At 69.8% G+C, this 20,468-nt stretch carries 28 protein-coding genes; 17 read left to right on the plus strand and 11 right to left on the minus strand.

Going from position 1 to position 20,468, the window contains the following annotated elements; all coding sequences use genetic code 11:
- The 6 genes from MKK69_RS18870 to MKK69_RS18900 form a co-directional block, all read left to right on the plus strand.
- Positions 1 to 317: MucR family transcriptional regulator (locus tag MKK69_RS18870; RefSeq protein ID WP_243970345.1), on the plus strand; the 317-nt coding region annotated here is incomplete at its 5' end.
- Between the two features lie 252 nt (positions 318 to 569).
- Positions 570 to 845, plus strand: a complete 276-nt coding sequence (locus tag MKK69_RS18875) for a hypothetical protein (RefSeq protein WP_243970347.1) — start codon at positions 570 to 572, stop codon at positions 843 to 845.
- Positions 846 to 924: 79 nt separating this feature from the next.
- Entirely contained in the window at positions 925 to 1,299 is a 375-nt protein-coding gene (locus tag MKK69_RS18880; RefSeq protein ID WP_243970350.1) for a hypothetical protein, read from the plus strand.
- Between the two features lie 231 nt (positions 1,300 to 1,530).
- Positions 1,531 to 1,713 carry a hypothetical protein gene (locus MKK69_RS18885; RefSeq protein WP_243970352.1) on the plus strand — a complete coding sequence of 61 codons (183 nt, stop codon included), beginning with the start codon at positions 1,531 to 1,533 and terminating at the stop codon, positions 1,711 to 1,713.
- 219 nt (positions 1,714 to 1,932) lie between these two features.
- Positions 1,933 to 2,232 (plus strand): PilZ domain-containing protein, encoded by a 300-nt coding sequence (locus MKK69_RS18890; RefSeq protein ID WP_243970354.1) that lies wholly within the window; start codon positions 1,933 to 1,935, stop codon positions 2,230 to 2,232.
- A 386-nt stretch (positions 2,233 to 2,618) separates the two neighbouring features.
- Positions 2,619 to 2,885: a hypothetical protein gene (locus tag MKK69_RS18900; RefSeq protein ID WP_243970356.1), complete on the plus strand. Its 267-nt coding sequence runs from the start codon at positions 2,619 to 2,621 to the stop codon at positions 2,883 to 2,885.
- Positions 2,886 to 2,907: 22 nt separating this feature from the next.
- On the opposite strand, the gene MKK69_RS18905 is transcribed toward MKK69_RS18900, so the two are convergent.
- Positions 2,908 to 3,099 (minus strand): hypothetical protein, encoded by a 192-nt coding sequence (locus MKK69_RS18905; RefSeq protein ID WP_243970358.1) that lies wholly within the window; start codon positions 3,097 to 3,099, stop codon positions 2,908 to 2,910.
- A gap of 121 nt (positions 3,100 to 3,220) precedes the next feature.
- Between MKK69_RS18905 and MKK69_RS18910 the strand changes: the two genes are divergently transcribed.
- Complete coding sequence (locus MKK69_RS18910; protein WP_243970360.1) at positions 3,221 to 3,415, plus strand: hypothetical protein; 195 nt, start codon at positions 3,221 to 3,223, stop codon at positions 3,413 to 3,415.
- A gap of 335 nt (positions 3,416 to 3,750) precedes the next feature.
- On the opposite strand, the gene MKK69_RS18915 is transcribed toward MKK69_RS18910, so the two are convergent.
- Positions 3,751 to 4,005 (minus strand): hypothetical protein, encoded by a 255-nt coding sequence (locus tag MKK69_RS18915; protein WP_243970362.1) that lies wholly within the window; start codon positions 4,003 to 4,005, stop codon positions 3,751 to 3,753.
- Between the two features lie 399 nt (positions 4,006 to 4,404).
- On the opposite strand from MKK69_RS18915, the gene MKK69_RS18920 reads away from it, so the two are divergent.
- Positions 4,405 to 4,632, plus strand: a complete 228-nt coding sequence (locus tag MKK69_RS18920; protein WP_243970364.1) for a hypothetical protein — start codon at positions 4,405 to 4,407, stop codon at positions 4,630 to 4,632.
- A gap of 15 nt (positions 4,633 to 4,647) precedes the next feature.
- Here the strand turns inward: MKK69_RS18920 and MKK69_RS18925 are convergent, their stop codons facing one another.
- From MKK69_RS18925 to MKK69_RS18935, 3 genes are all read right to left on the minus strand, one after another.
- Positions 4,648 to 4,971, minus strand: a complete 324-nt coding sequence (locus tag MKK69_RS18925) for a hypothetical protein (RefSeq protein WP_243970366.1) — start codon at positions 4,969 to 4,971, stop codon at positions 4,648 to 4,650.
- Between the two features lie 70 nt (positions 4,972 to 5,041).
- On the minus strand, positions 5,042 to 5,290 hold the full coding sequence (locus MKK69_RS18930) for a hypothetical protein (RefSeq protein WP_243970368.1): 249 nt from the start codon (positions 5,288 to 5,290) through the stop codon (positions 5,042 to 5,044).
- Between the two features lie 78 nt (positions 5,291 to 5,368).
- Positions 5,369 to 6,346 (minus strand): hypothetical protein, encoded by a 978-nt coding sequence (locus MKK69_RS18935; protein WP_243970370.1) that lies wholly within the window; start codon positions 6,344 to 6,346, stop codon positions 5,369 to 5,371.
- A gap of 12 nt (positions 6,347 to 6,358) precedes the next feature.
- Between MKK69_RS18935 and MKK69_RS18940 the strand changes: the two genes are divergently transcribed.
- The 4 genes from MKK69_RS18940 (at position 6,359) to MKK69_RS18955 (ending at position 10,554) form a co-directional block, all read left to right on the plus strand.
- Positions 6,359 to 8,491: a hypothetical protein gene (locus MKK69_RS18940; RefSeq protein ID WP_243970372.1), complete on the plus strand. Its 2,133-nt coding sequence runs from the start codon at positions 6,359 to 6,361 to the stop codon at positions 8,489 to 8,491.
- Between the two features lie 88 nt (positions 8,492 to 8,579).
- A complete protein-coding gene (locus MKK69_RS18945; protein ID WP_279598495.1) occupies positions 8,580 to 8,846 on the plus strand; it encodes a hypothetical protein in 267 nt (88 codons plus the stop codon).
- A gap of 92 nt (positions 8,847 to 8,938) precedes the next feature.
- Complete coding sequence (locus MKK69_RS18950; protein ID WP_243970375.1) at positions 8,939 to 9,652, plus strand: YidB family protein; 714 nt, start codon at positions 8,939 to 8,941, stop codon at positions 9,650 to 9,652.
- An 89-nt stretch (positions 9,653 to 9,741) separates the two neighbouring features.
- Positions 9,742 to 10,554, plus strand: coding sequence for a hypothetical protein (locus MKK69_RS18955; protein ID WP_243970377.1), 813 nt, complete (start codon positions 9,742 to 9,744; stop codon positions 10,552 to 10,554).
- Positions 10,555 to 10,557: 3 nt separating this feature from the next.
- Here the strand turns inward: MKK69_RS18955 and fabF are convergent, their stop codons facing one another.
- The 4 genes from fabF to fabD all read right to left on the minus strand — a co-directional run bounded on the left by fabF (position 10,558) and on the right by fabD (position 14,256).
- On the minus strand, positions 10,558 to 11,817 hold the full coding sequence (gene fabF / locus MKK69_RS18960; RefSeq protein ID WP_243970517.1) for a beta-ketoacyl-ACP synthase II: 1,260 nt from the start codon (positions 11,815 to 11,817) through the stop codon (positions 10,558 to 10,560).
- A gap of 181 nt (positions 11,818 to 11,998) precedes the next feature.
- A complete protein-coding gene (locus MKK69_RS18965; RefSeq protein ID WP_007559070.1) occupies positions 11,999 to 12,238 on the minus strand; it encodes an acyl carrier protein in 240 nt (79 codons plus the stop codon).
- A 318-nt stretch (positions 12,239 to 12,556) separates the two neighbouring features.
- Entirely contained in the window at positions 12,557 to 13,294 is a 738-nt protein-coding gene (gene fabG, locus MKK69_RS18970) for a 3-oxoacyl-[acyl-carrier-protein] reductase (protein ID WP_243970379.1), read from the minus strand.
- Positions 13,295 to 13,311: 17 nt separating this feature from the next.
- Positions 13,312 to 14,256: an ACP S-malonyltransferase gene (gene fabD / locus MKK69_RS18975; RefSeq protein WP_243970381.1), complete on the minus strand. Its 945-nt coding sequence runs from the start codon at positions 14,254 to 14,256 to the stop codon at positions 13,312 to 13,314.
- 264 nt (positions 14,257 to 14,520) lie between these two features.
- On the opposite strand from fabD, the gene rpoZ reads away from it, so the two are divergent.
- The 3 genes from rpoZ (at position 14,521) to MKK69_RS18990 (ending at position 18,385) form a co-directional block, all read left to right on the plus strand.
- On the plus strand, positions 14,521 to 14,931 hold the full coding sequence (gene rpoZ / locus MKK69_RS18980) for a DNA-directed RNA polymerase subunit omega (protein ID WP_243970383.1): 411 nt from the start codon (positions 14,521 to 14,523) through the stop codon (positions 14,929 to 14,931).
- Positions 14,932 to 15,133: 202 nt separating this feature from the next.
- Positions 15,134 to 17,392: a RelA/SpoT family protein gene (locus tag MKK69_RS18985; protein ID WP_243970519.1), complete on the plus strand. Its 2,259-nt coding sequence runs from the start codon at positions 15,134 to 15,136 to the stop codon at positions 17,390 to 17,392.
- 351 nt (positions 17,393 to 17,743) lie between these two features.
- Entirely contained in the window at positions 17,744 to 18,385 is a 642-nt protein-coding gene (locus MKK69_RS18990; RefSeq protein ID WP_243970385.1) for an NYN domain-containing protein, read from the plus strand.
- Positions 18,386 to 18,389: 4 nt separating this feature from the next.
- Here the strand turns inward: MKK69_RS18990 and MKK69_RS18995 are convergent, their stop codons facing one another.
- Positions 18,390 to 18,959, minus strand: coding sequence for a peroxiredoxin (locus tag MKK69_RS18995; protein WP_243970387.1), 570 nt, complete (start codon positions 18,957 to 18,959; stop codon positions 18,390 to 18,392).
- A gap of 172 nt (positions 18,960 to 19,131) precedes the next feature.
- On the opposite strand from MKK69_RS18995, the gene MKK69_RS19000 reads away from it, so the two are divergent.
- Together MKK69_RS19000 and MKK69_RS19005 are read left to right on the plus strand one after the other, a co-directional pair.
- Positions 19,132 to 19,470, plus strand: a complete 339-nt coding sequence (locus tag MKK69_RS19000) for a type II toxin-antitoxin system PrlF family antitoxin (RefSeq protein WP_243970389.1) — start codon at positions 19,132 to 19,134, stop codon at positions 19,468 to 19,470.
- Positions 19,467 to 19,976 (plus strand): type II toxin-antitoxin system YhaV family toxin, encoded by a 510-nt coding sequence (locus MKK69_RS19005; protein WP_243970391.1) that lies wholly within the window; start codon positions 19,467 to 19,469, stop codon positions 19,974 to 19,976. Before MKK69_RS19000 ends, MKK69_RS19005 begins: the two co-directional genes overlap by 4 nt.
- Positions 19,977 to 19,992: 16 nt before the next feature.
- Here MKK69_RS19005 and smpB read toward each other — a convergent pair whose 3' ends face one another.
- The gene (gene smpB, locus MKK69_RS19010) at positions 19,993 to 20,466 is read right to left on the minus strand and encodes an SsrA-binding protein SmpB (RefSeq protein WP_243970393.1); all 474 of its coding nucleotides are present in this window, start codon (positions 20,464 to 20,466) and stop codon (positions 19,993 to 19,995) included.
- Between the last annotated feature and the right edge of the window lie 2 nt (positions 20,467 to 20,468).

Raw genomic sequence — 20,468 nt, forward strand, 5'->3', positions numbered from 1 at the left:
CCCTGCGTCCGGAGACGGGCGTAGCCGCCCATCAGGCCGATCCGGACCGGCCGAGCGCGGCCCAGATCCGCAAGTCGGTCCGGTCCGACGGGATCGTCAGCTTCATCGACGGCAAGACCTACAAGACGCTCAAGCGCCACCTGACCAGCCACGGGCTCGACCCGCGCGGCTACCGTGACCGCTACGGCCTGCCGGCCGATTACCCGATGGTCGCCCCGAGCTACGCCGAGCAGCGCTCTGCCCTGGCCAAGGCGATCGGCCTCGGACAGCCCGGCGCCATGGCCGAGCGCGAGCGCAAGGGTCGCCGCGCCGCCTGAGGGCGGATGCGCCCAGGGAACCCCGTCGACGACCATCTCCACGGTGCCGCGACGGGGCCCATCCACCCGGCCGACGTGGCCTGACGGCTGCGGCCGGAGCTGTCACGCAACGGAGAGCCGGCTGCCGGGGCCAGCGTTGCTGCGATGCAACACTCCTCGACGACATGGCTCGTCACGGACAAGCTGCCACACTCTGCACAAAGCGTCTGCGCACCCCGGATCCCGAGAACGAGAACCGAGGGATACGGTGCGATGAAGCGAGAGCAGACGATATCGAGTTCGGTGGTGCCATTCCCGGCGCATATCGCACCCACCGTGGCCGACGAGGACACCGCGTCGATCATCGCCGTCCTGCAGGACCAGCTGGCGCTCGCCCGCGAAGGCCGGCTGCGCTCGGTGGCGGTCGTCTCCGTCTCGGCGGATGGCGAGGCGATCGGGACGCAGTGGTCGTGCAAGGGCGGGGATATCAGCAGCCTGATCGGCAAGTTGACGGTGCTCGCCCACGACCTGATGGCCGCCAGAAAGTGATCAGCCGCCCCTGAGCGCTTCGGCGCCGTGACGTTCCAGATGGACGGTTCGGTCCAGGACCGAGAAGGAATGCCCGAGGATGAGACGCGCGCTGCTCGCCGCCCTGCTCGCCGCCGCGCCACTGCCCGCTGTGTCCGCCGAGGACGCCACGGACGCGACGGCGTCCAAGCGCGCCGCGACGCTTGACGGCCTGGTACGGATCGTCGGCGCGCAGGCCGGGATCGTGCTGTATTGCCGGACACTCTATTCTGTGGATGACGCCGTGTCGGACGGCCTGTCCCGGACGGCGCGGCGAGCCCTCGAAACGACCATGGGACACCATCGGGCCGAGACGGCCATCGCGGCCGAGGGCCGGCGCGTCGCGGACGAGATCGCCTCGGTCGGCGCCGACCAATGGTGTGCCGATCAGCGCGACATCCTCAATACGGACGGCGTTCGCGTCTTCGTCGACTGAGCACGCATCCGAGGCGGCCGAGAGGACGCGCGCCGCCCGCGACCCGTCGGAAGATCAGATCTTAGCTTAGGCCGGCGCGCTGTTCTGCAATGCAGAACAGATTATCTTCTTGTTCACCGCCTCCTCGTCTGTCATGTTTTGACGACGGATGAGTCTACACTGATCACGCTGGTCTCCATCGTCCGGACAAGAGCCCTGAAGGGCCGCGGGACCGGCGAAGGAGGAAGCGCCATGACCCGACCCGTCTATATTGCCATCGCCCTCGTCGTGTGCGGCGCCGCCCTGACGCTCTTCGCCTTCATGCGCGCGCCCCGATCGAAAGAGTTCGCCGGGTGGGACGTGGCGTTCATGAGCGGAATCGGCGCCGTCGCCCTCGGCTTCCTGACCACCCTCGTCGAGGTGATCACGGGGTAGGGATACGCCCGTACCGGGCCGAATCCGGATCGCAGAGGCCGCCCGCCGGACGATAGCGCTCGATTCTATAGTGGTATGTCCGGTCCGCGGACGCCTTCGAGCCTTGGGGAAATTCCGCTCTACACAGTCGAGCGTCGAAACGGACAATTCGACGCTTTTCGAAGAGCCTTCCTGAACGCGCTTCGTCGATCTTGGCCCCTGAGTTTTCATGAGGCCGCGATGTTCGAACGACGCAGCGCTCCGCGTACGCTCCTGAATGAAATCGGCAGTATCTCGGTGGACGAGCACCGCAGCCTGCCCTGCATCGTTTACGACCGGTCTGCCGGGGGTATTCGCATCGCCCTCCCGGAAGCGGAGATCGTCCCCGACCGCTTCGTGCTCAGCCTCGATGCGTGCAACGAGATCCTCATCTGCCGGGCGGTCTGGCGCAAGCGGGAGGAGATCGGGGCCGCCACCGAGATGACCGATCCGGTGCGTCCGGAGAAGCTGGACCTGCGGCGCGAACTGGAAACGGCCTGACGGCGCCCCGGCTGCGCCCCCGTCGCCCCTGCCGCATCCCGGCACCAACGGGCCGGTCGGCCGTTCCTATCCTGCGACCGCCGTGGAGATGGCGGCTTGAAAGGCTGAGGAGGGACCATGCCGGATCCGAGATCGCCTGACGGCGACGCGCTGCCCGATCCCGATCTGCCACAGGGCCTGCCAATGCCGCCGAATACCGGGGAGATGCCGCCCCCGCGGCTTCCGCCCGCCCCGGAGGACGATCCGGCACCGCCAAGCGGAGAATCAGTCCCCGATATCGACGACGTTCCGGGCCTGTGAGAGGCCTGCCGCACCGACCGATGGGAGCGCATGCGGACGCCCCACGCGGGTCAGACACTTCCCGTGCCCCTGCCCGGCGGAATCCGATGCGCCGTGTTCCCCTCCGCGGGGGTCTGCGCCTCGCTGCCTGTCTGGGCTGGATGTCGACGGGTGCGGCCGCCGAGCAGCCGCTCAGCATCGAGCGGCTGAACGCGGAGGGGTGGGAGATCGCAGGCTATACCGGGACCTTCGACAACCCCTCGTCCCTGATCCTGTTTCGCAAGCGGGACAGGACGTATCTCGTCCAGTGCTCGATTCTCTACGACGTGACGCGCACGCCGCGCGTCATCACCAACTGCTACGAGTTGCACTGACGGCCACGCCGGGGAAAGATCCTCATTCCCAGTCGATGTTCAGGGACCGTTCGAAGGCGGCAGCGGACATCTCCTTGCCCTTCGGATCTGAGACCATGATCTCGCGGAACCCCCGCCGGGCCAGTTCCCAGGTCTTCTCCATGGCCTGCTCGTCCGTCCCGCAGGCGAAGGTCATCACGCGGCCGGACGGGTCGATCCCCTTGACGGTAAACACAACGCTCTCCCCACTCTCCTGACCTCTATATAGGGCTGCGGTCCCGATCCTGTCTTGAATGCCTGTGGGTACGGGACCCGGGCGGGCGTCGCCGCGTTGTCGTGAGGCGGGGAGGCCTCGGATGACGGACGCTCACGAGATCATGCCGCGGGAGAGCGGCCCCGGATCACCCGACCCGGCACCGGCCGATCCCGAGGAGCGCGAGCGGGAAACCTCGAACAGGCCGCTGCCGATGACGGATGAGGATCCGGATGTCGGCCTGTCGCAGAAGGGCACCGGCGAGGAGGCCGTCATCCGTCGCGAGACCGCGATCTGACGGCCGCGGCGCGACGGGCTGTGGTCACGGAGGATCGTGGAGAGATAGGCCGCTCGGCGGATGATGCTCTGCGGCTGGGTCTCCGGCAGGCCGAACGGGCCGTGCTCCTGGCGACGGCTGTCCCATACGCTCGGCTGGGTCCATATCGCGACGGGTGCGAGATGGCGGCGACGGCTCCGGGCACCGAACCGGATCAGCAGGCGTGGACGCCTCGACGGATCGGGCCTGGCCCCCGCTGCGGCAGCCCATGAACGGCGCGCCGTTTGTGCACTGTCAGGCAGTCACGCACGGACGGTTGCGGAGGCAACCCCGCGGCGCGTCCCCGCTCCCGGGCCTCAGCGCAGAGGCGCGGCGGAGGCCTGGACCATGGACCGCTCCACCGTCGAAACAGTCCGCATGCGGTTCGCCGTCACCCGCACGGGCTGCGGCGTTGTCGTCAGGTCGGTGATCGGGCGAGCCTGCTGGGCGCCCCGGGCCTGATCCCGGTAGAGCGGCGGCGTCAGGTGCAACGGCTCTTCGGCCGAGGCGGGGCCGGCGAAGACGGCGGCCGAGGCGAGAGCGGCCGACGCCAGGATGAAGATCGTGCGCATGGTGCGTCTCCGTGTCGATCGCGTGGGGCGACCGACGACCTAAGAGACCATACTTTTGTGCACTGCGGTATGACGATGGCGCATTGCAACATAACGCAGGATCGGCATTGTCCTGCAAGAATATCTGTCTCGTCAGAGGCGGTCCCGACAATCGAATGCCCACCCCGCCATGCATTCAGCGCAAATGAATTAAACTTCCTCCGCGCATTGCTCAAATAAAAATTGAGATCGGCCGAGATAAGATTTGAGCCGAGCCCCGTTGCGAGCGGCTGGTCGGGTGAAATCTGCAGGTTGCGTCGCCGTGGTGGCGACGACACGAATCGGCAACACGTTCGCCAGATCCGCGTCACACGGGTGCGCTAAGGAGGGTTTCAACCGCGCAGCATCCGGAGCGACAGCATGACGCCCGCTGATCTCGACAAACGTGCCGAACTGACGGTCTGGCCGAAGCGTGCGCCCGGTCGATCGGCACAGGGACGGCCATTCGCGACCCTGCGCGAGGCCCTCGCCGTCGCCGCACGGGCGATCGAGGCCGAGGATGCGCAGCCCTGGATCATCACCGAAGCCGGTGACATCCTCTCGCCGCGCTGGATCCGGGCCAATACCCTGTCCCGGGTCGTGCAGTAGGACGGCCGTCGGCGTTCAACAGCCGATGCAGATGTCATGAACCACGTGCTGGTGCCGTGACCCGGTGCGCTGGTTCGGAAGCTGTCCCTTGAGGGGCGGAAACCCGCCGCCCGGCCCCCCGAGGCGCCGGCCATTGCCCGGATCGATCTGAGGCGAGAGCGGCGACGCGGCCGGATCGGACAGCCCCGCAGGAACGCTGTTCGCCATGCCGGGATCCGCACGCGTGAGGGCCATGCCCGGGGCCGGCGGCCCCTGAGCGAACTCCCCGGCTTGGGCCGGCAGGCGCGCGAGGGATGCGAGCGGCAGGATCGCGAGGACGAGCCGCCTCCGCACAGCCATCACGCACCCTCCTGGTCCCGATCCCGGTGAGAACCGGCGCGCATCCGCGCCGGCCGGTGGTGCGCCGCCCTCAGTAGGCGCGGCCGTAATAGGGCTGCGAGATCGGACGGTAGCGGTCGCTCACCGGCCAGGTATAGGGCTGGTCTCTGCCGGTCCGCAGGTTGGCGCCGAATCTCTGCTCGTTGAAGCCGATCCCGTGCAGGCCCGATGCGGTCCCGGCCCCGTGAGGACGAGAGCCCGCTTCCCGCGCGAGGGTCGCGCTCGACAGACCCAGAACGAGAGCGGCCGCGAGCGAAACGCGGCTCAGAATGACGGTCATCCCTGTCTCCTGTCCCGGCCCAGGTGCCGGTCCGGAATGAACGGCCGCGCCGGAGCGGCGGTTCCCGGGGCGGGCCGGTCAGTAGGCGTTGGCCCCGCCGAGGCAAGCCTCCGCGAGCGGACCGCTGCAGAGGTCGCCGACCCGGCCGGGGGCGGCACCCGCGCCGCTGATGCCGGCGCCGCCGGACGCTCCCCCGCCGGCCTGAGCCGTGCGTGCCGATTGGACCAGGTCGAGATCCCGGCCCGCCGCGGCGCCCGAAGCGGCGGCGATCCCGGCTCCGCCCGAGGCCGTACCGGACGCGCTGGATGCCGTCACACTGGCGTTGACGTTCGCGGCGGCGTTGACGCTCGCGGCGGCGCCGGTCGCGCTGGTGGTTCCGAAAGTCCCGAGGCCGGAGGCCGCATTTCCGAGGGCGGCGGCCTCGGCGGCGTTCGTGGTCCCGCTTCCGGTCGTCCCCGCGCGCGATGACGCCGTGGTGGCGTTGGTGCCCAGGCCCGTGGCGAAGCCCGCGCCGCTGCCGAAGGTGGACGACCCGAATGTGGAGACCCGCGACGTGGTCAGGCCGGTACCGGTGTTCAGGCCTGTGGCGAAGGTCGAGCCGCTCCCCAGGCCGGTCGTCCCGAAGCTCGACGACAGGCTGCTCCCCGAGATCGACCCGAGGCCGAAGCCGCTCTGGGTCCCGGACGCGCCGGTCGTGGTCCCGCCGCCGGTCGACCCCGTGACCCCGGCGCCGCCGGTGATCCCCGTGCCCGAGGCGAGGCCGAGCTGGCCGGCGCCGGAACTTGCGCTGGACGGGGCAGCGATGGTGCCGCCGCCGCCACCGGCGCCGCTGAGGCTGAGCTGACCGGCATTCAGGAGCCCGCCGGACTGGGCCGAGAGGGTCGGGAACGGTCCGGTGGTGGAGGTGCCGCCGAGGCTGAGCTGCCCGGGATTGGCGATCGCCGTGATCGGCTCCAGGGAGGCCGAAGCGGGCGCCGTGGCGGTGGCCGACAGGGTCTGGGCCGAGGCCGGGGCGGCGAGCGCGGCGAGCAGGATGACGGCGACGATGGCCCGCATGACGGTCTCCGGATGACGGGTACCTCGGCCAACCGGACCGATCCGGGGGGGTTCCGGCGGCGCGGCGTCGCGGGTCGGGCCGGGGCGGCCTTCATGCTGCCGGAAAGGCGGTGTCGTCTCGCCACCGGATCCGACCCGCTCACGACCGTGCCCTTGCCCGAACCCATCACCCGAGGCTTGCGCCGCATCGGCTGGCTCGCCGGCCTGCCGGCGCTTGCGCTGGTCTGGGCGAGCGCCAGCCTCTACGCCGCCCCGCAGATCGCCGAGCGGCTCGAGGCCGCTTCTGCGCCGGTGGCGGCCGGCACCGCCACTGCCACCGGCGAGCCCTGGCTGCGGCTGGAGGCGCGGGGCCGCGACCTCGCGGCGGCCGGCGAGGCGCCGGATGCAGCGGCCCGCGCGACGATCCTGTCCCGCCTCGCCGCCCTGGACGGGCCCCGCCGGATCGTCTCCGGGCTCGGCCTGGTCGAGACCGCCGCGCCGTTCCAGTGGGCGGCGATCCGCCTGCGGCCGAACCGGGTCGCCCTGGAGGGCAGCCGGCCGGCCGAGATCGGCCGGCGGGCCCTGGAGGCGCGGATCACCGAGGCGCTGGGCCCCGGCACCAGTCTCGATGACACCGCCCGAGCCGCCCGGGGGGCGCCACCGGACTTCCCCGGCGCGGCGGCCTTCCTGGCGGCGCGGCTCTCCGGGCTGGCCGCCGGCGGGCGCGCGGCGCTCAGCGACACCGTGCTCAGCCTGTCCGGCGAGGCGCTGGACGTGCCGGCCTACGAGGCGCTGCGGGCGGCCCTGTCGGATCCGCCGGAGGGGTTCAGCATCGGTCGGATCGAGATCCTGCCACCGCGGGTGGCGCAGTACCGCTTCGCCGTGGAGAAGACCGCGCACGGGATCGTCCTCGACGGTTTCGTGCCCTCCGCGGCGGACCGCGCGGCCGCCGGGCGCGCCGCAGAGGAGGCCGCGCAGGAGATCGCCGCCGGAGCCCCCGGCGGGACCGTGGACGACCGGCTCGTGACCGCCCGGGGCCTGGACCCGGCGATCGATCCGAGGAACCTGATCGCCTTCGCGTTTCGCCTCGCCGCGCTGATCCAGACCGGCCGTGTCGCCTTCGCGGACGGCGCGGTCTCGGTCAGCGGCGACGCCATCGACGGGCAGGCGATCCCCGACGCCGCCGCGCTGATGCGCGACGCTCGGCCCGCCGGCGTGATGGCCGGGCCGGTCTCGCTGATGGCCCGGCCGCTCTCGCCCTATCGGGTGGCGATCCGCCGGACGCCGGAGGCGGTCACGCTCACCGGGCATGTCCCAGATGCCGCCACCCGGGAGCGGGTGCTCGACGCCCTGCGGCCGCGCCTGTTCCGCGAGCCGATCCTCGACCGTACACGCCTCGCCGACGGGGCGCCGCCGGATCTCGGCGCGGCGCTGGCGGCCGCGGCCCCCCTGGTGGCAAGCCTCGCCGCCGGGGAGGTGAGCGTCTCCGACCGGACCCTGCGCCTGACCGGGGAGAGCCTGTACCGCGAGGCCGCCGCCCGGGCGCCCGACCGGCTCGCGGAGGCGCTGCCCCCCGGCTGGACCGGGCAGGCCGCGGTCTCGGCCCGGCAGCCGGCGGAACGGCGCGATCCGGCGACCTGCCGGACGGAGTTCGCCACCCTGGTCGCGGGGGCGGATCTGCGCTTCCCGGTCGGCAGCCCCGTGCCGGCCCCGTCCTTCTATCCCACCCTCGACGCCCTGGCGGCCCTGGCCAAGGCCTGTCCGGCCCTGCGCATCGCCGTCTCGGGCCCCGCCGACCCGGCGAAACCCGCGCCGGGCGCCGCTGCGGCTCCGGGCGCCGCCGAGCCGACCCGAATCGCCAGCGCGGCCAAGCCGGAGGCGACCGCCAAGCCCGACCCCAAGCCGGCCCCCAAGCCCGGCGCCGCGAACGCCGCCAAAGGACCTGGCAACGGGTCTGGCAAGGGGTCCGGCACCGAGGCTGCCAAACGCAACAAGCCGGCCCCGAAGAAACCCGCGGAGGCCGCCGAGGAGCCGCCGCAGGACCTGCCGCGGCTGCGCGCCCAGGCCGTGGTGGAATATCTGCTCCAGGCCGGCGCCCGCCCGGATCAGGTCGGCGCCGGGCCGGACGGCCCCGCCGGTCCCGTCACCCTCGCGCTGCTGCCGTGAGGCCCGTTCGCTCCGCCCCGCCCCCGGGCGCCGGGGGGCGCCCCGATGCGCTTGGGCGCCGCGCCCGCAGGGAGGCCGGACGGCCGTGATGCTGCTGCTCGTGGGATTCTGGCCCGGACTCGCCGGGGCGGCGACGCTCGGCCTCGTGGTCGGTGCGTTGTCGGGCTGGCCGGACCGGTACGCCGTGCCGCTCGGCCTGTTCGTGGCCGCCGGGCTCGTGGCGGCGGCGGCCCTCGCCGCCTTCGTGCCCGGCCTGCCGGGTCTCTGGCTGGAGGGCGCCGCCCTGATCCTGCCGCCCTACCTCGCCGGCTGCGCCCTCGGGGCGCTGGGCCGGCACCTCGCGGTCCGGCGCTGAGGGCCGCCTCCGGGAACCGGTCCCCGCGCAACCCGCGGCCACCCTGCGGGGTTGTTCGCCCGGGCCCGGGCTGGGCCCCGGGGGAGGGGCCTATGGGTTTGCTCGAATCGGCGATCGGCGGCGTGCTCGGTCAGGTGTTCGGCGGGCAGAAGCCGGGATCCGCGAGGATGTCGCCCCTGGTGAAGGCCCTGCTGATGCTGCTGCTGACCAAGGGCGCGAGCGGCGGCTTCGGCGACATCTTCGGCCACGGCCGCCAGGGTGAGCCGGGCCCGGGGGCCGACCGCTCCGGCGGCGCCGGGCCCTATGAAGGCGATCCCGGCCGGCCCCCCGCCGATGGCGGCGGGCGCGGCGCCCCGGACCCGTCCGGCGATATCGGCGGCTTCGACCAAGCCGGCCAGCGCCGCGAAACCGACCCGGGCGGGACCGTCGACCCGTCCCTGCCGCCCGGCGATTTTTCCGATCTCTCCGGCATGCTCGACGGCCCGGGCGCCGCCCCGGCCCCGAGCCGCGCCGCCCCGGCGGGGCAGGGGGATCTCGGCGGCCTCGACGGGTTGGTCGACCGCTTCCGCCAGGGCGGCCTCGGCGACGTGATCGAGTCCTGGATCGGATCCGGCGCCAACCACCCGGTGGCCCCGGACCAGCTCGCCCGGGCGCTCGGCCCCGACACGGTTGACACCCTCCAGAGCCAGACCGGGCTGGACCGTGATGCGCTGCTTTCGCAACTGGCCCAGGCGCTGCCGGAGGTGGTGCACGCGCTCACGCCGCAGGGGCGGGTGCCGGGGGAGGCGGAGCGGCGGGGGTGGTGAAGTCCCTGGAAATTCAGCATACAGCATTTACAAGACTCATTTTCGCATGAAATATAGCAAGAATATATACTTGATCGGCCAATTTTCGAATGATCAGAATTTCGCTTCCTTACATCCTTCAATTATCGGAAAGCACTGAGGCCCTATCTCGCCTACCGCAAGGTCCCGGCACAAAGCTTGGCGATATACTATTGCCCCTTATTGTAGCTGAAAATGCGACATCAAGCTTTATTAGATCAAGCGTTTTTGCAAACTCTGTCCGCAGCTGTCGTCAATCAGCAGAAGGGTTGGTTGCAACCATTTCTGAAATAACTCGTGACGCAAGAGATTACGATACTTTAGTCAATGAGTTTAATATTTATCAGGTCAAGACTGCGTATGGACAATTTAAGATTGCTCTTCAAGCTGAGCTCGGTGTCTCTCCAGCATTCTTTGTAACCCAAAAAGGGAGTCACGATACGTTATCTCTACTTGACGCACCAGAGACCATGTTTCCCTCGGAATTGAGGGGTAAAGTTCCGGAAGCGATGTTTGACGTACATGAAGCGGGTAAAGCGTTGGCCTACGACCTGCCAACAGCATGTGGCTTTCACGTCTTTCGCGCTACCGAGAGTGTTCTGCGGCGCTATTATTCTTCAGTAACAGGAAATTCACCGCGCCCGAAGGTAAGAAGCATCGTCATATACGTTACAACGATGCGTCAGAAAAAAGTTGGCGACGAAAGAATACTTTCTACTCTAGAACAAATGGCCAAGTTACACCGCAATCCTTTGATTCATCCAGAGGCTGCGCCATCACTGGATGAAGCGTTGACGATTGTCGGAATGGCTAGAAGTGTAATTTCAGCAATGCTGACTACTTTAGCTTCCGCCCCTCCAACAACAAATACAGCTATGCAGTAGGCTTTAGACCCGCCGCATCACCAAACTCGCATTCGTCCCCCCAAACCCAAACGAGTTCGACAGCACGACATCCACCTGCTTCCGCTTCGCCTCGAACGGCACCAGGTCGATCTTGGTCTGGACCGAGGGGTTGTCGAGGTTGAGCGTCGGCGGGATCACGCCGTCGCGCAGGACGAGGATTGAAAAAATCGCCTCGACCGAGCCGGCGGCGCCGAGCAGGTGGCCGACCGAGCTCTTGGTCGACGACATGGTCGCCCCCGCGGCGGCATCGCCCAGGAGCCGCTCCACGGCCTTCAGCTCCAGCTCGTCGCCCATGGGCGTCGAGGTGCCGTGGGCGTTGATGTAGCCGATCTCGGCGGGCGAGATCCCGGCCCGCTTCACCGCCGCGCTCATGCAGCGGAAGGCGCCGTCGCCGTCCGGGGAGGGGGAGGTGATGTGGTAGGCGTCGCCCGAGAGGCCGTAGCCCACCACCTCGGCGTAGATCTTCGCGCCGCGGGCCTTGGCGTGCTCGTATTCCTCCAGCACCACGATGCCGGCGCCCTCGCCCATGAGGAAGCCGTCGCGGTCGCGGTCGTAGGGGCGGGAGGCCTTTTCAGGCGTGTCGTTGAAGCCCGTGGTCAGCGCCCGGCAGGCGGAGAAGCCCGCGATCGAGAGGCGGTTGACCGGCGATTCGGCGCCGCCCGCCACCATCACGTCGGCGTCGCCCAGCGCGATCAGCCGGCTCGCGTCGCCGATGGCGTGGGCGCCGGTGGAGCAGGCCGTGACCACGGCGTTGTTCGGGCCCTTGAGGCCGTGGGCGATCGAGACCTGGCCGGAGGCGAGGTTGATGATCCGGCCCGGGATGAAGAACGGCGAGATCCGGCGCGGGCCCTTCTCGTGCAGGGTCACCGAGGCGTCGTAGATGCCACCGATGCCGCCGATGCCGGAGCCGATCAGCACGCCGGTGGCGCACTGGTCCTCATGGCTCTTCGGTGCCCAGCCGGCATCCTTCAGGGCCTCGTCAGCCGCCGCCATGGCGTAGACGATGAACGGATCGACCTTGCGCTGCTCCTTGGGCTCCATCACCGCGTCGGGGTTGAAGGTGCCGTCGGTGCCGTCGCCGAACACGACCTGCGCGGCGATCCGGCAGGGCAGGTCGGCGGATTCGAAGCCGCGGATCGGGCCGGCGCCGCTGTCGCCCGCGATCAGGCGGCTCCAGGTGTGCTCGACCCCGCTGCCGAGCGGCGTGACCATCCCCAGACCCGTGACCACCACCCGCCGCATCGCACTCGTCCCGTCCTGAAGCGCCGCCCCGCCGTCGCCGCCGCGGTCGCGCATCGTCCAACACCTCCGGAGGCGGGATCGGTCCCGGCGGACCCTTCACGACTCCGAGCCTTGAAATGCGTAACGGCGCGGGGGCTGTTTCGCCTCACCCGCGCCGCGCGAAATCCGGTCCCCGGCGCCGTCAGGCGGCGGAGTTCTTCTCCAGGAACTTCACGGCGTCGCCGACCGTCTGGATCGTCTCGGCCGCGTCGTCCGGGATCTCGACGTTGAACTCTTCCTCGAAGGCCATCACCAGCTCGACCGTGTCGAGGCTGTCGGCACCGAGGTCGTCGATGAAGTTGGCGCTCTCGACCACCTTCTCGGGCTCGACGCCCAGGTGCTCGACGACGATCTTCTTCACGCGCTCAGCGATATCGCTCATCGGTCTTCCGTCCTCGTCCTTTTGGTCTGTCAGTCGTCTCGGGGTGGTGCCGTGGCCGCGTCGCGCCCCTGCGGGCTTGTTGACGGGCCGGTGTCCGATCGCGCGTGCTTCGAGGTGAACCGGCGCATTGAGCCGGGATGGCCCCGCCGGGGGGCCTTGGACTGAAAACTCGCTGAACCGTCAACCCCCTGTACGGCCGCGGGGCGTGGTAGCACAGGGTTCCGGCCAAGGCGAGGGCCGTTCAGAAACCCTTCATCGGTGTGGCACTTGCGTGTCGGCCGGGGTGATTCGGCAGCGATCGCGACCCGTATCCATCGTCTAGTACATCGCCATTCCGCCGTTCACGTGCAGCGTGTGGCCGGTGACGTAGCCCGCCTCCGCGGAGGCGAGGTAGAGGCAGGCCGCCGCCACCTCCGCCCCCTCGCCGAGGCGCCCGGCCGGCACCCGGGTGAGGATGCCCTCGCGCTGCTTCTCGGTGAGGGCATCGGTCATGGGCGAGGCGATGAAGCCGGGGGCGACGCAGTTGACCGTGATCCCGCGGGTGGCGACCTCGGCGGCCAGCGCCTTGGTCAGGCCCACGAGCCCGGCCTTGGCGGCGGCGTAATTGCCCTGGCCGGGATTGCCGGTCGAGCCGACCACCGAGCCGATATTGACGATCCGCCCGGAGCGGCGGCGCATCATGCCCTTCACGGCGGCCCGCGACAGGCGGAAGGCGGCGGTGAGGTTCACGGCGAGCACCTGCTCCCACTCCTCGTCCTTCATCCGCAGGAACAGGTTGTCCCGCGTGATGCCGGCATTGTTGATCAGGATGTCCAGCGGGCCGATCGCCGCCTCGGCGGCCGGGACCAGCCCCTCCACCGAATCCCGGTCGGCGAGGTCGGCCGCCACGGGGCTCGCCCGCTCGCCGAGTTCGGCCGCCAGCGCCTCGAGCGCCGGCAGGCGCGTGCCGGAGAGCGCCACCGTGGCGCCCTGGGCGTGCAGCGTCCGGGCGATCGCCTGGCCGAGGCCGCCGGTGGCGCCGGTGACGAGGGCTTTTCGGCCGGTGAGATCGAACATGCGGGGCTCCTGTGGGATCAGAGCGCGAAGGCGGCGACGTCCGTGGGCGTGCCGATCGCCGTGGCCGAGGCCTGGGGGGCGATGCGCTTGACGAGGCCGGTGAGCACCTTGCCGGCGCCGAGTTCGTGGAACCGGTCAACGCCGGCCTCCGCCATGGCGGCGACGCTCTCCCGCCAGCGCACGGTGCCGGTGACCTGCGCGACCAGGGCCGCGCGGATCGCCTCCGGCTCCGAGACCGGGGCCGCCCGGACATTGGCGTAGAGGGTGACGCGCGGGGCCGCCAGGGTCACGGCGGCGAGGGCCCGGGCCATGGCCTCGGCGGCGGGGGCCATCAGGCGGCAATGGAACGGCGCCGAGACATTGAGCATGACCGCGCGCTTGATCCCGCGGCCCGTGGCGAGGCCGATGGCGCGCTCCACGGCCGGCCGGTCGCCCGACAGGACCACCTGGCCGCCGCCATTGTCGTTGGCGACATCGCAGACCGCGCCGCCGCCGGCCTCCCGGGCGGCCTCCTCGGCCAGGGCGCGGGCGGCCTCCAGATCGGTGCCGATCAGCGCCGCCATGGCGCCCGCGCCCGGCGCCACCGCCTCCTGCATGGCCGCGCCGCGCAGGCGCAGCAGCCGCGCCGCATCCGCCACCGTGAGGCTGCCGGCGGCCGCGAGCGCCGCGTATTCGCCGAGCGAATGGCCGGCCACGCAGGCGACGTCGCGTTCGAGATCGAGGCCGCGCTCGGCCTCCAGCACGCGCAACACCGCGAGGCTCGCCGCCATCAGGGCCGGCTGGGCGTTGGCGGTGAGGGTCAGTTCCTCCGCCGGCCCCTCGAACATCAGCCGCGACAGGTTCTGGCTCAGCGCGGCATCGACCTCGTCGAGCACGGCCTTCGCCTGGGGGAAGGCCTGGGCGAGGTCCCGCGCCATGCCGACCGCCTGGCTGCCCTGCCCGGGAAAGATGAGTGCGCGCATGGCTCGTCTTGATCGCTGGCGCCGGGCGGCGCCGAACGCCGCCCGTGTCGGCCGAAACTCTGGAATGGGGCGCGCACTCGCACCCGCGGCGCCGGGTGTCAACAATGCGCCGCACCATGGGGCCGCGGCGGCCGGGACCGGCCCGCCCGGGGCGGGCTGGCGACGCGCGTCCTGCGCAAGCCGCTGTGCTTGTTGCACAACGGCATCCGGTGTAGGGTGGGCCCATACCCGACATCACCGTCGCTCAAGAAGGAGCCGCCCCGCATGGCGCGCGTCACCGTCGAAGATTGCATCGAGAAGGTCGAGAACCGGTTCGAGCTCGTGCTGCTGGCGAGCCACCGGGCGCGCCTGCTGGCCGCCGGCGCTCCCCTGACCATCGACCGCGACCGCGACAAGAACCCGGTCGTGGCCCTGCGCGAGATCGGCGACGAGACGATCACCGCCGACGACCTCAAGGAGCAGCTGATCCACTCGCTGCAGAAATACGTCGAGGTCGACGAGCCGGAGGCCGAGACCGTGCCGCTGCTGTCGAGCTCGCCGGCCGCCGCCGCGGTGGCGCCGCAATCCTCCAGCGACGATGCGGCGGTGCAGTTCGACCGGATGAGCGAGGAGGATCTCCTGCGCGGCCTCGAGAATCTCGCCCCGCCGGTCGAGACCGACGACGAGGGCGAGTGAGCCCCGGCCCGTGGGCCTCGACACGCACGACCTGACCGAGACCGGACCCGGCGGAGACGCCGGGTTCTCTCGTTCCGAGGATGCCGCGGTCGCACCGGGCGGTTTTCCCGCTCGGGGGGCTGGCGCCGGCCCCGCGGTTGCGGAACAATCGCGCGTGATCCCGACCCCGCGTGCCCCCCAGGAGCCGATCCCGTCCCGGCGGATGATGCGGCAGTACGAACTCGTCGAGCGGGTCAAGCGCTACAACCCCGCCGCCGACGAGGCGCTGCTCAACCGTGCCTACGTGTACGCCATGCAGGCGCACGGCACGCAGAAGCGCGCCTCGGGCGACCCGTTCTTCGCCCATCCCCTCGAAGTCGCGGCGATCCTCACGGACCTCCACCTCGACGACGCCACCATCGTGGCCGCGGTCCTGCACGACACCGTCGAGGATACCGAGGCGACGCTCGAGGAGATCCGCCGGCTGTTCGGGCCCGAGATCGGCGCGCTGGTCGATGGCCTGACCAAGCTCAAGCGCCTCGACCTCGTCTCCAAGCAGGCCGCCCAAGGCGAGAACTTCCGCAAGCTGCTGCTCGCGGTGGCGGCCGACGTGCGCGTCCTGCTGGTCAAGCTCGCCGACCGCCTGCACAACATGCGGACCCTGCAGCACATGCGGGAGGACAAGCGTCACCGCATCGCCCAGGAGACCCTCGACATCTACGCGCCCCTCTCCGGCCGCATGGGCATGCAGGAGCTGCGCGAGGAGCTGGAGGACCTGGCCTTCCGCAACATCGAGCCGGAGGTCTACGCCACCATCACGCAGCGGCTGGCGCGGCTCACCGCCAAGTCCGAGAGCGTGGTCGAGACCATCGCGCAGGTGCTGACCGACAAGCTCGCCGCCCAGGGCATCACCGCGGAGGTGAGCGGCCGGCAGAAGCGCCCGTTCTCGATCTGGTCGAAGATGGAGCGCAAGTCGGTGGCGTTCGAGCAGCTCTCCGATATCTTCGGCTTCCGGGTCGTCGTCGACACCGTGCAGTCCTGCTACGCGGCGCTCGGCATCGTCCATACCAGCTGGCCGATGGTCCCGGGGCGGTACAAGGACTACATCTCGACGCCGAAGCAGAACGATTACCGCTCGATCCATACCACGGTGATCGGGCCGAAGAGCCAGCGCGTCGAGCTGCAGATCCGCACCCGCGCCATGGACGAGATCGCCGAGTACGGCATCGCCGCCCATGCCCAGTACAAGGATCTCGGCCAGGACCCGGCCAAGGACTTCGGACGCACCGAGGGCAGCGTCCACCCGAAGCTGGCCGCCGAGAGCGGTGCCTACCAGTGGCTGCGTCGGACCATCGAGCTGCTCGCCGAGGGCGACAGCCCGGAGGAGTTTCTGGAGCACACCAAGCTGGAGCTGTTCCAGGATCAGGTGTTCTGCTTCACCCCGAAGGGCCGGCTGATCGCCCTGCCGCGGGGCGCGACGCCCATCGATTTCGCCTACGCGGTCCACACCGATGTCGGCAACACCGCGGTCGGCGCCAAGATCAACGGCCGGATGGCGCCGCTGCTGCACGGACTCGCCAACGGCGACGAGGTGGAGATCATGCGCTCGGACGGCGCCTCGCCCCCGGCCGCCTGGGAATCCCTGGTGGTGACCGGCAAGGCCCGGGCGGCGATCCGGCGCGCGACCCGAACCGCCGTGCGCCGGCAATATGCCGGGCTCGGCCGCCAGATCCTGGACCGGGCCTTCGAACGCGCCGCCAAGACCTTCTCGGAGGACAAGCTGCGCGGCGCCCTGCCGCGCCTGGCCCGGGCGAGCACCGAGGACGTGTTCGCCGCGGTCGGACGGGGCGAGATGTTCTCGGGCGACGTGGTCCGCGCCGTTTATCCCGATCACCGCGACGAGCGCCGGCCGCCCACGCCGCAGGGTGCCGTCAACGGCGCCGGCCGGCTTGTGCGCTCGGCCGATCAGACGATGCGGCTGACCTTCCCGGGCGCCGAGGGCAGGGAGGGCGAGGCCGAGGACCGGACCGACGCGATCCCGATCCGCGGCCTTGCGGGCGACCTGCCGGTGACCTTCGCGCCGAACGGCGGCGCGGTCCCGGGGGATCGGATCGTCGGAATCCTGACCCCCGGAATCGGCGTCACCGTCTATCCGATCCAGTCCGCGGCGCTCGCGGCCTTCGACAACGAACCGGAGCGCTGGCTCGACGTCCGGTGGGACACCGAGGCCCTCGGCGGCGAGCGCTTCCCCGCTCGGCTGGCACTCAAGTCGATCAACGAGCCGGGGGTGTTCGCGCAGATCGCCCAGGTCATCGCCGATCACGACGGCAACATCGACAACATCTCGATGAAACGACGGACGCAGGACTTCACCGACATCACCATCGACCTCTCGGTCTGGGACCTCCAGCACCTCAACGCGATCATCGCTGAGTTGCGCGGCAAGCGTCCGGTCAACAGTGTCGAGCGCGTGAACGGCTGACCCGGGCCGGTGGGGCGGATCTCAGGTTTATGGGATCAACTTCGGCAAATCGTCCCAAAACTTTCGGAAGATCCGTAACGATGGCCTGTTCCAGCCATTCTGCCCTGAACCGGCCATCTTCCCAGCGAAGATCTTTTCGCTCTGCTTGACAAGGACGCGTTTGCGACGGAATGGTCGTCGGCCTGGGCGACGGTCACCGGACAAGGGCCGCGCTTTTCGCCCCGGATTGCAGACTATCTCGACGATCGATCGCGCCGTCCCGACCCCGGCCCCTGGCCGCGGGCGAAGTCTGGCCGTTTCATCAGGCGATTTTCTATCCTCCCGTATTTTTCCTCAGGACTCGACCTGTTCATGACAGCATCCCAACGCAGCGCGATCTTCATTGATGGCGCCAATCTCTACGCGACCACTAAGGCCCTCGGCTTCGATATCGATTACAAGAAGCTTCTCAAGGAATTTCAGTCCCGGGACAACCTTCTCCGAGCATTCTACTATACTGCGATGATCGAGGATCAGGAGTATTCCTCCATCCGGCCGCTGATCGATTGGCTCGACTACAACGGCTACCGCGTGGTGACCAAGCCGGTGAAGGAATTCACGGATTCCATGGGGCGGCGGAAGTATAAGGGCAACATGGATATCGAGCTGGCGATCGACGCCCTCGAACTCAGCGCGCATATCGATCACATGATCCTGTTCTCCGGGGACGGCGATTTCCGCTCGCTGGTCGAGGCGATGCAGCGGCGCGGCGTCAAGGTGACGGTGATCTCCACCATCCAGACCCAGCCGTCGATGATCTCGGACGAGTTGCGCCGGCAGGCGGACGAATTCGTCGATCTGGCGAGCCTCGCCGGTCGGATCGGACGCGAACCGGGCGAGCGCCCGGCCCGGGCCGCCGGCGACGCCCCGAGCCGCTACCGCGGCGAGGGCCGTCCGAGCCCGAGCCTCGAGAACCGCTACGGCATCCGCCAGCCCGAGGCCGAGGAGGAGTGACGCTTCAGGCGCTCGCGCCGTCGAGCCAGTCGATCACCTGCCGGGCGCTTCGGTCCGGCGGGAAGATCGGGTAGAACAGCTGGCTGACCACGCCGTCGTCGATCACCAGGGTGAGACGGCGCAGCAGCACCTGCCCTCCGGCCTCGAAGACCGGCAGGCGCGCCGCCATTGCGAAGGCGCGGTGGGGATCGGCGAGCATTGGGAACGGCAGGTGCAGCCGTTCGGCCGCCTCCCTTTGATAGGCGCTTGTCTGGGTCGAGAGGCCGTAGACCTGGGCGACGCCGCGGGCCTTCAGGTCGGCGTGATGGTCGCGGAAGTCGCAGGCCTGCGGCGTGCAGCCCCGGGCGCCCGGGATCGCGTCCCAGTCGGGCGTGAGACCCGGCTTCCCCGGCTCGCCGGTGCGCGGATAGGCGTAGGCCACGGTGCGGCCCGGCAGCCGCGCCAGCGAGACCGTGCGCCCGTCCGTGGCGGTGAGCGCCACGTCGGGCAAACGCATCCCGCGCAGGTGATCGGCCGCGCCGTCATCGACGGGCGCGGGGAGGTCGGTCGGCAGGGTGTCGTGCCTGGATGACATGGGGCGCTCCTCGCGTTCGCAGGCCCAGAACGCCGCACGGGCGAGACCACCAATGTGGGACATCGCGGGACCACAGCCAAGGCGACACACCCGGCGGCCTCCGGCGGAGGGCCGCTGGCTTGATCGGCAATGCAGATGCATTACCATTTCGGGCGTCAGATCGGAGCGTGCAATGGGCAAGGCGGCTGAGGTTCTGGAGATTCCCGCCACGGTCACGGCGCGCGGTCAGACCACCGTGCCGGTGGCAGTAAGACGGATGCTTGGACTGGGCAAATCCGGGCATATCGTGTTCCGCCGCCTGGCAGACGGCACGATCACCGTCGCGAAGGCGGATCCGCCGGCCGAGGAGGATCCTGCCCTCGGGCCATTCCTGACCTTGATTGCGCGGGATCTCGAAACACGTCCGCACGCCATCCAGCCGGTCTCCGAGGAGATCTACCGGCGCGCCGCCGCCCTAGTCGAAGGCATCGCGGTCGACTTGGATGAGGCCCTTCCGAGCGACGCGGGTTGAGCGACCGGCCCTTGCAGCTCAACGGGTGGGACATCTATGCCCACCCGTTGTTTCTCGACCAGCTCGAAAGTCTCGTCTCCGAAGTGGTGGCATCCCGGGAGCGGGATCCACTGGGCTATGCCAGCAGGCGACCCGCGAAGCTGCTCGCCGCCGTCTTGAAGGTCGCGTTCGAGGTCGTACCCGAGGATCCGACCCGGGCCGAATACCGCCAGGGCGACACCCTCGGGAGCCAGTATCGTCACTGGTTCCGCGCGAAGTTCCTCCAGCAATACCGGCTGTTCTTCCGCTACCGGGAGGATGCCGGACGTCGCGTGATCGTGTTGGCCTGGGTGAACGATGACCGATCACTCCGCGCCTATGGCAGCCGATCCGACGCTTACGCGGTGTTTCGCAAGATGCTGCACCGGGGCAATCCGCCGGACGATTGGGACACGCTCCTGACGGCTGCGCAAGGGGAGACCGCCCGCCTCAAGCGATCCCGCCCTGCGAGCCGACCCCGGCCGTGAGGCGGATCGCCTGAGCTCACCCCCGGTCCCGCAGCAGCCGCGCCCGGTCGCGCTGCCAGTCGCGCTCCTTGGCGGCCTCGCGCTTGTCATGGGCCTGCTTGCCCCTGCCCAGCCCCAGCTCGATCTTCGCCCGGCCCTTGTCGTTGAAGTAGATCTTCAGCGGCACCACCGTGTAGCCCTGGCGCTGGGTCGCGCCGATCAGCTTGTTGATCTGGCGGCGGTGCAGCAGCAGCCGGCGCGGGCGCTTGGGTTCGTGGTTGAAGCGGTTCGCCTCCAGATATTCCGGGATATAGGCGTTGAACAGCATCAAGTCGCCGCCGGAGGGGCCGGCATAGGCCTCGCCGATCGTCGCCTTGCCGCCGCGCAGGGACTTCACCTCGGTGCCGGTCAACGCGATGCCGGCCTCGAGGGTGTCCTCGATCGTGTAATGGTAACGCGCCGCGCGGTTGTCGGCGACGATGCGCCGACTGGGCTCCGGTTTCGGGGCCATTG

The sequence above is a fragment of the Methylobacterium sp. J-026 genome (assembly GCF_022829585.1).
Taxonomy (GTDB): Bacteria; Pseudomonadota; Alphaproteobacteria; order Rhizobiales; family Beijerinckiaceae; genus Methylobacterium.

Excerpts from the sequence above, each read along its gene's own strand:
- fabF (WP_243970517.1), bottom strand. The coding sequence starts at position 11,817 with ATGCGGCGGGTGGTGGTCACGGGTCTGGGGATGGTCACGCCGCTCGGC.
- fabG (WP_243970379.1), bottom strand. The coding sequence starts at position 13,294 with ATGTTCGATCTCACCGGCCGAAAAGCCCTCGTCACCGGCGCCACCGGC.
- MKK69_RS18990 (WP_243970385.1), top strand. The coding sequence starts at position 17,744 with ATGACAGCATCCCAACGCAGCGCGATCTTCATTGATGGCGCCAATCTC.
- MKK69_RS18940 (WP_243970372.1), top strand. The coding sequence starts at position 6,359 with ATGACGGGTACCTCGGCCAACCGGACCGATCCGGGGGGGTTCCGGCGG.
- MKK69_RS18910 (WP_243970360.1), top strand. The coding sequence starts at position 3,221 with ATGACGGACGCTCACGAGATCATGCCGCGGGAGAGCGGCCCCGGATCA.
- MKK69_RS18900 (WP_243970356.1), top strand. The coding sequence starts at position 2,619 with ATGCGCCGTGTTCCCCTCCGCGGGGGTCTGCGCCTCGCTGCCTGTCTG.
- MKK69_RS18985 (WP_243970519.1), top strand. The coding sequence starts at position 15,134 with ATGATGCGGCAGTACGAACTCGTCGAGCGGGTCAAGCGCTACAACCCC.
- MKK69_RS18945 (WP_279598495.1), top strand. The coding sequence starts at position 8,580 with ATGCTGCTGCTCGTGGGATTCTGGCCCGGACTCGCCGGGGCGGCGACG.
- smpB (WP_243970393.1), bottom strand. The coding sequence starts at position 20,466 with ATGGCCCCGAAACCGGAGCCCAGTCGGCGCATCGTCGCCGACAACCGC.
- rpoZ (WP_243970383.1), top strand. The coding sequence starts at position 14,521 with ATGGCGCGCGTCACCGTCGAAGATTGCATCGAGAAGGTCGAGAACCGG.
- MKK69_RS18885 (WP_243970352.1), top strand. The coding sequence starts at position 1,531 with ATGACCCGACCCGTCTATATTGCCATCGCCCTCGTCGTGTGCGGCGCC.
- MKK69_RS18930 (WP_243970368.1), bottom strand. The coding sequence starts at position 5,290 with ATGACCGTCATTCTGAGCCGCGTTTCGCTCGCGGCCGCTCTCGTTCTG.
- MKK69_RS18935 (WP_243970370.1), bottom strand. The coding sequence starts at position 6,346 with ATGCGGGCCATCGTCGCCGTCATCCTGCTCGCCGCGCTCGCCGCCCCG.
- MKK69_RS18915 (WP_243970362.1), bottom strand. The coding sequence starts at position 4,005 with ATGCGCACGATCTTCATCCTGGCGTCGGCCGCTCTCGCCTCGGCCGCC.
- MKK69_RS18995 (WP_243970387.1), bottom strand. The coding sequence starts at position 18,959 with ATGTCATCCAGGCACGACACCCTGCCGACCGACCTCCCCGCGCCCGTC.
- MKK69_RS18890 (WP_243970354.1), top strand. The coding sequence starts at position 1,933 with ATGTTCGAACGACGCAGCGCTCCGCGTACGCTCCTGAATGAAATCGGC.
- fabD (WP_243970381.1), bottom strand. The coding sequence starts at position 14,256 with ATGCGCGCACTCATCTTTCCCGGGCAGGGCAGCCAGGCGGTCGGCATG.
- MKK69_RS18880 (WP_243970350.1), top strand. The coding sequence starts at position 925 with ATGAGACGCGCGCTGCTCGCCGCCCTGCTCGCCGCCGCGCCACTGCCC.
- MKK69_RS18925 (WP_243970366.1), bottom strand. The coding sequence starts at position 4,971 with ATGGCTGTGCGGAGGCGGCTCGTCCTCGCGATCCTGCCGCTCGCATCC.
- MKK69_RS19000 (WP_243970389.1), top strand. The coding sequence starts at position 19,132 with ATGGGCAAGGCGGCTGAGGTTCTGGAGATTCCCGCCACGGTCACGGCG.
- MKK69_RS18965 (WP_007559070.1), bottom strand. The coding sequence starts at position 12,238 with ATGAGCGATATCGCTGAGCGCGTGAAGAAGATCGTCGTCGAGCACCTG.
- MKK69_RS18955 (WP_243970377.1), top strand. The coding sequence starts at position 9,742 with ATGATCAGAATTTCGCTTCCTTACATCCTTCAATTATCGGAAAGCACT.
- MKK69_RS18950 (WP_243970375.1), top strand. The coding sequence starts at position 8,939 with ATGGGTTTGCTCGAATCGGCGATCGGCGGCGTGCTCGGTCAGGTGTTC.
- MKK69_RS18875 (WP_243970347.1), top strand. The coding sequence starts at position 570 with ATGAAGCGAGAGCAGACGATATCGAGTTCGGTGGTGCCATTCCCGGCG.
- MKK69_RS18920 (WP_243970364.1), top strand. The coding sequence starts at position 4,405 with ATGACGCCCGCTGATCTCGACAAACGTGCCGAACTGACGGTCTGGCCG.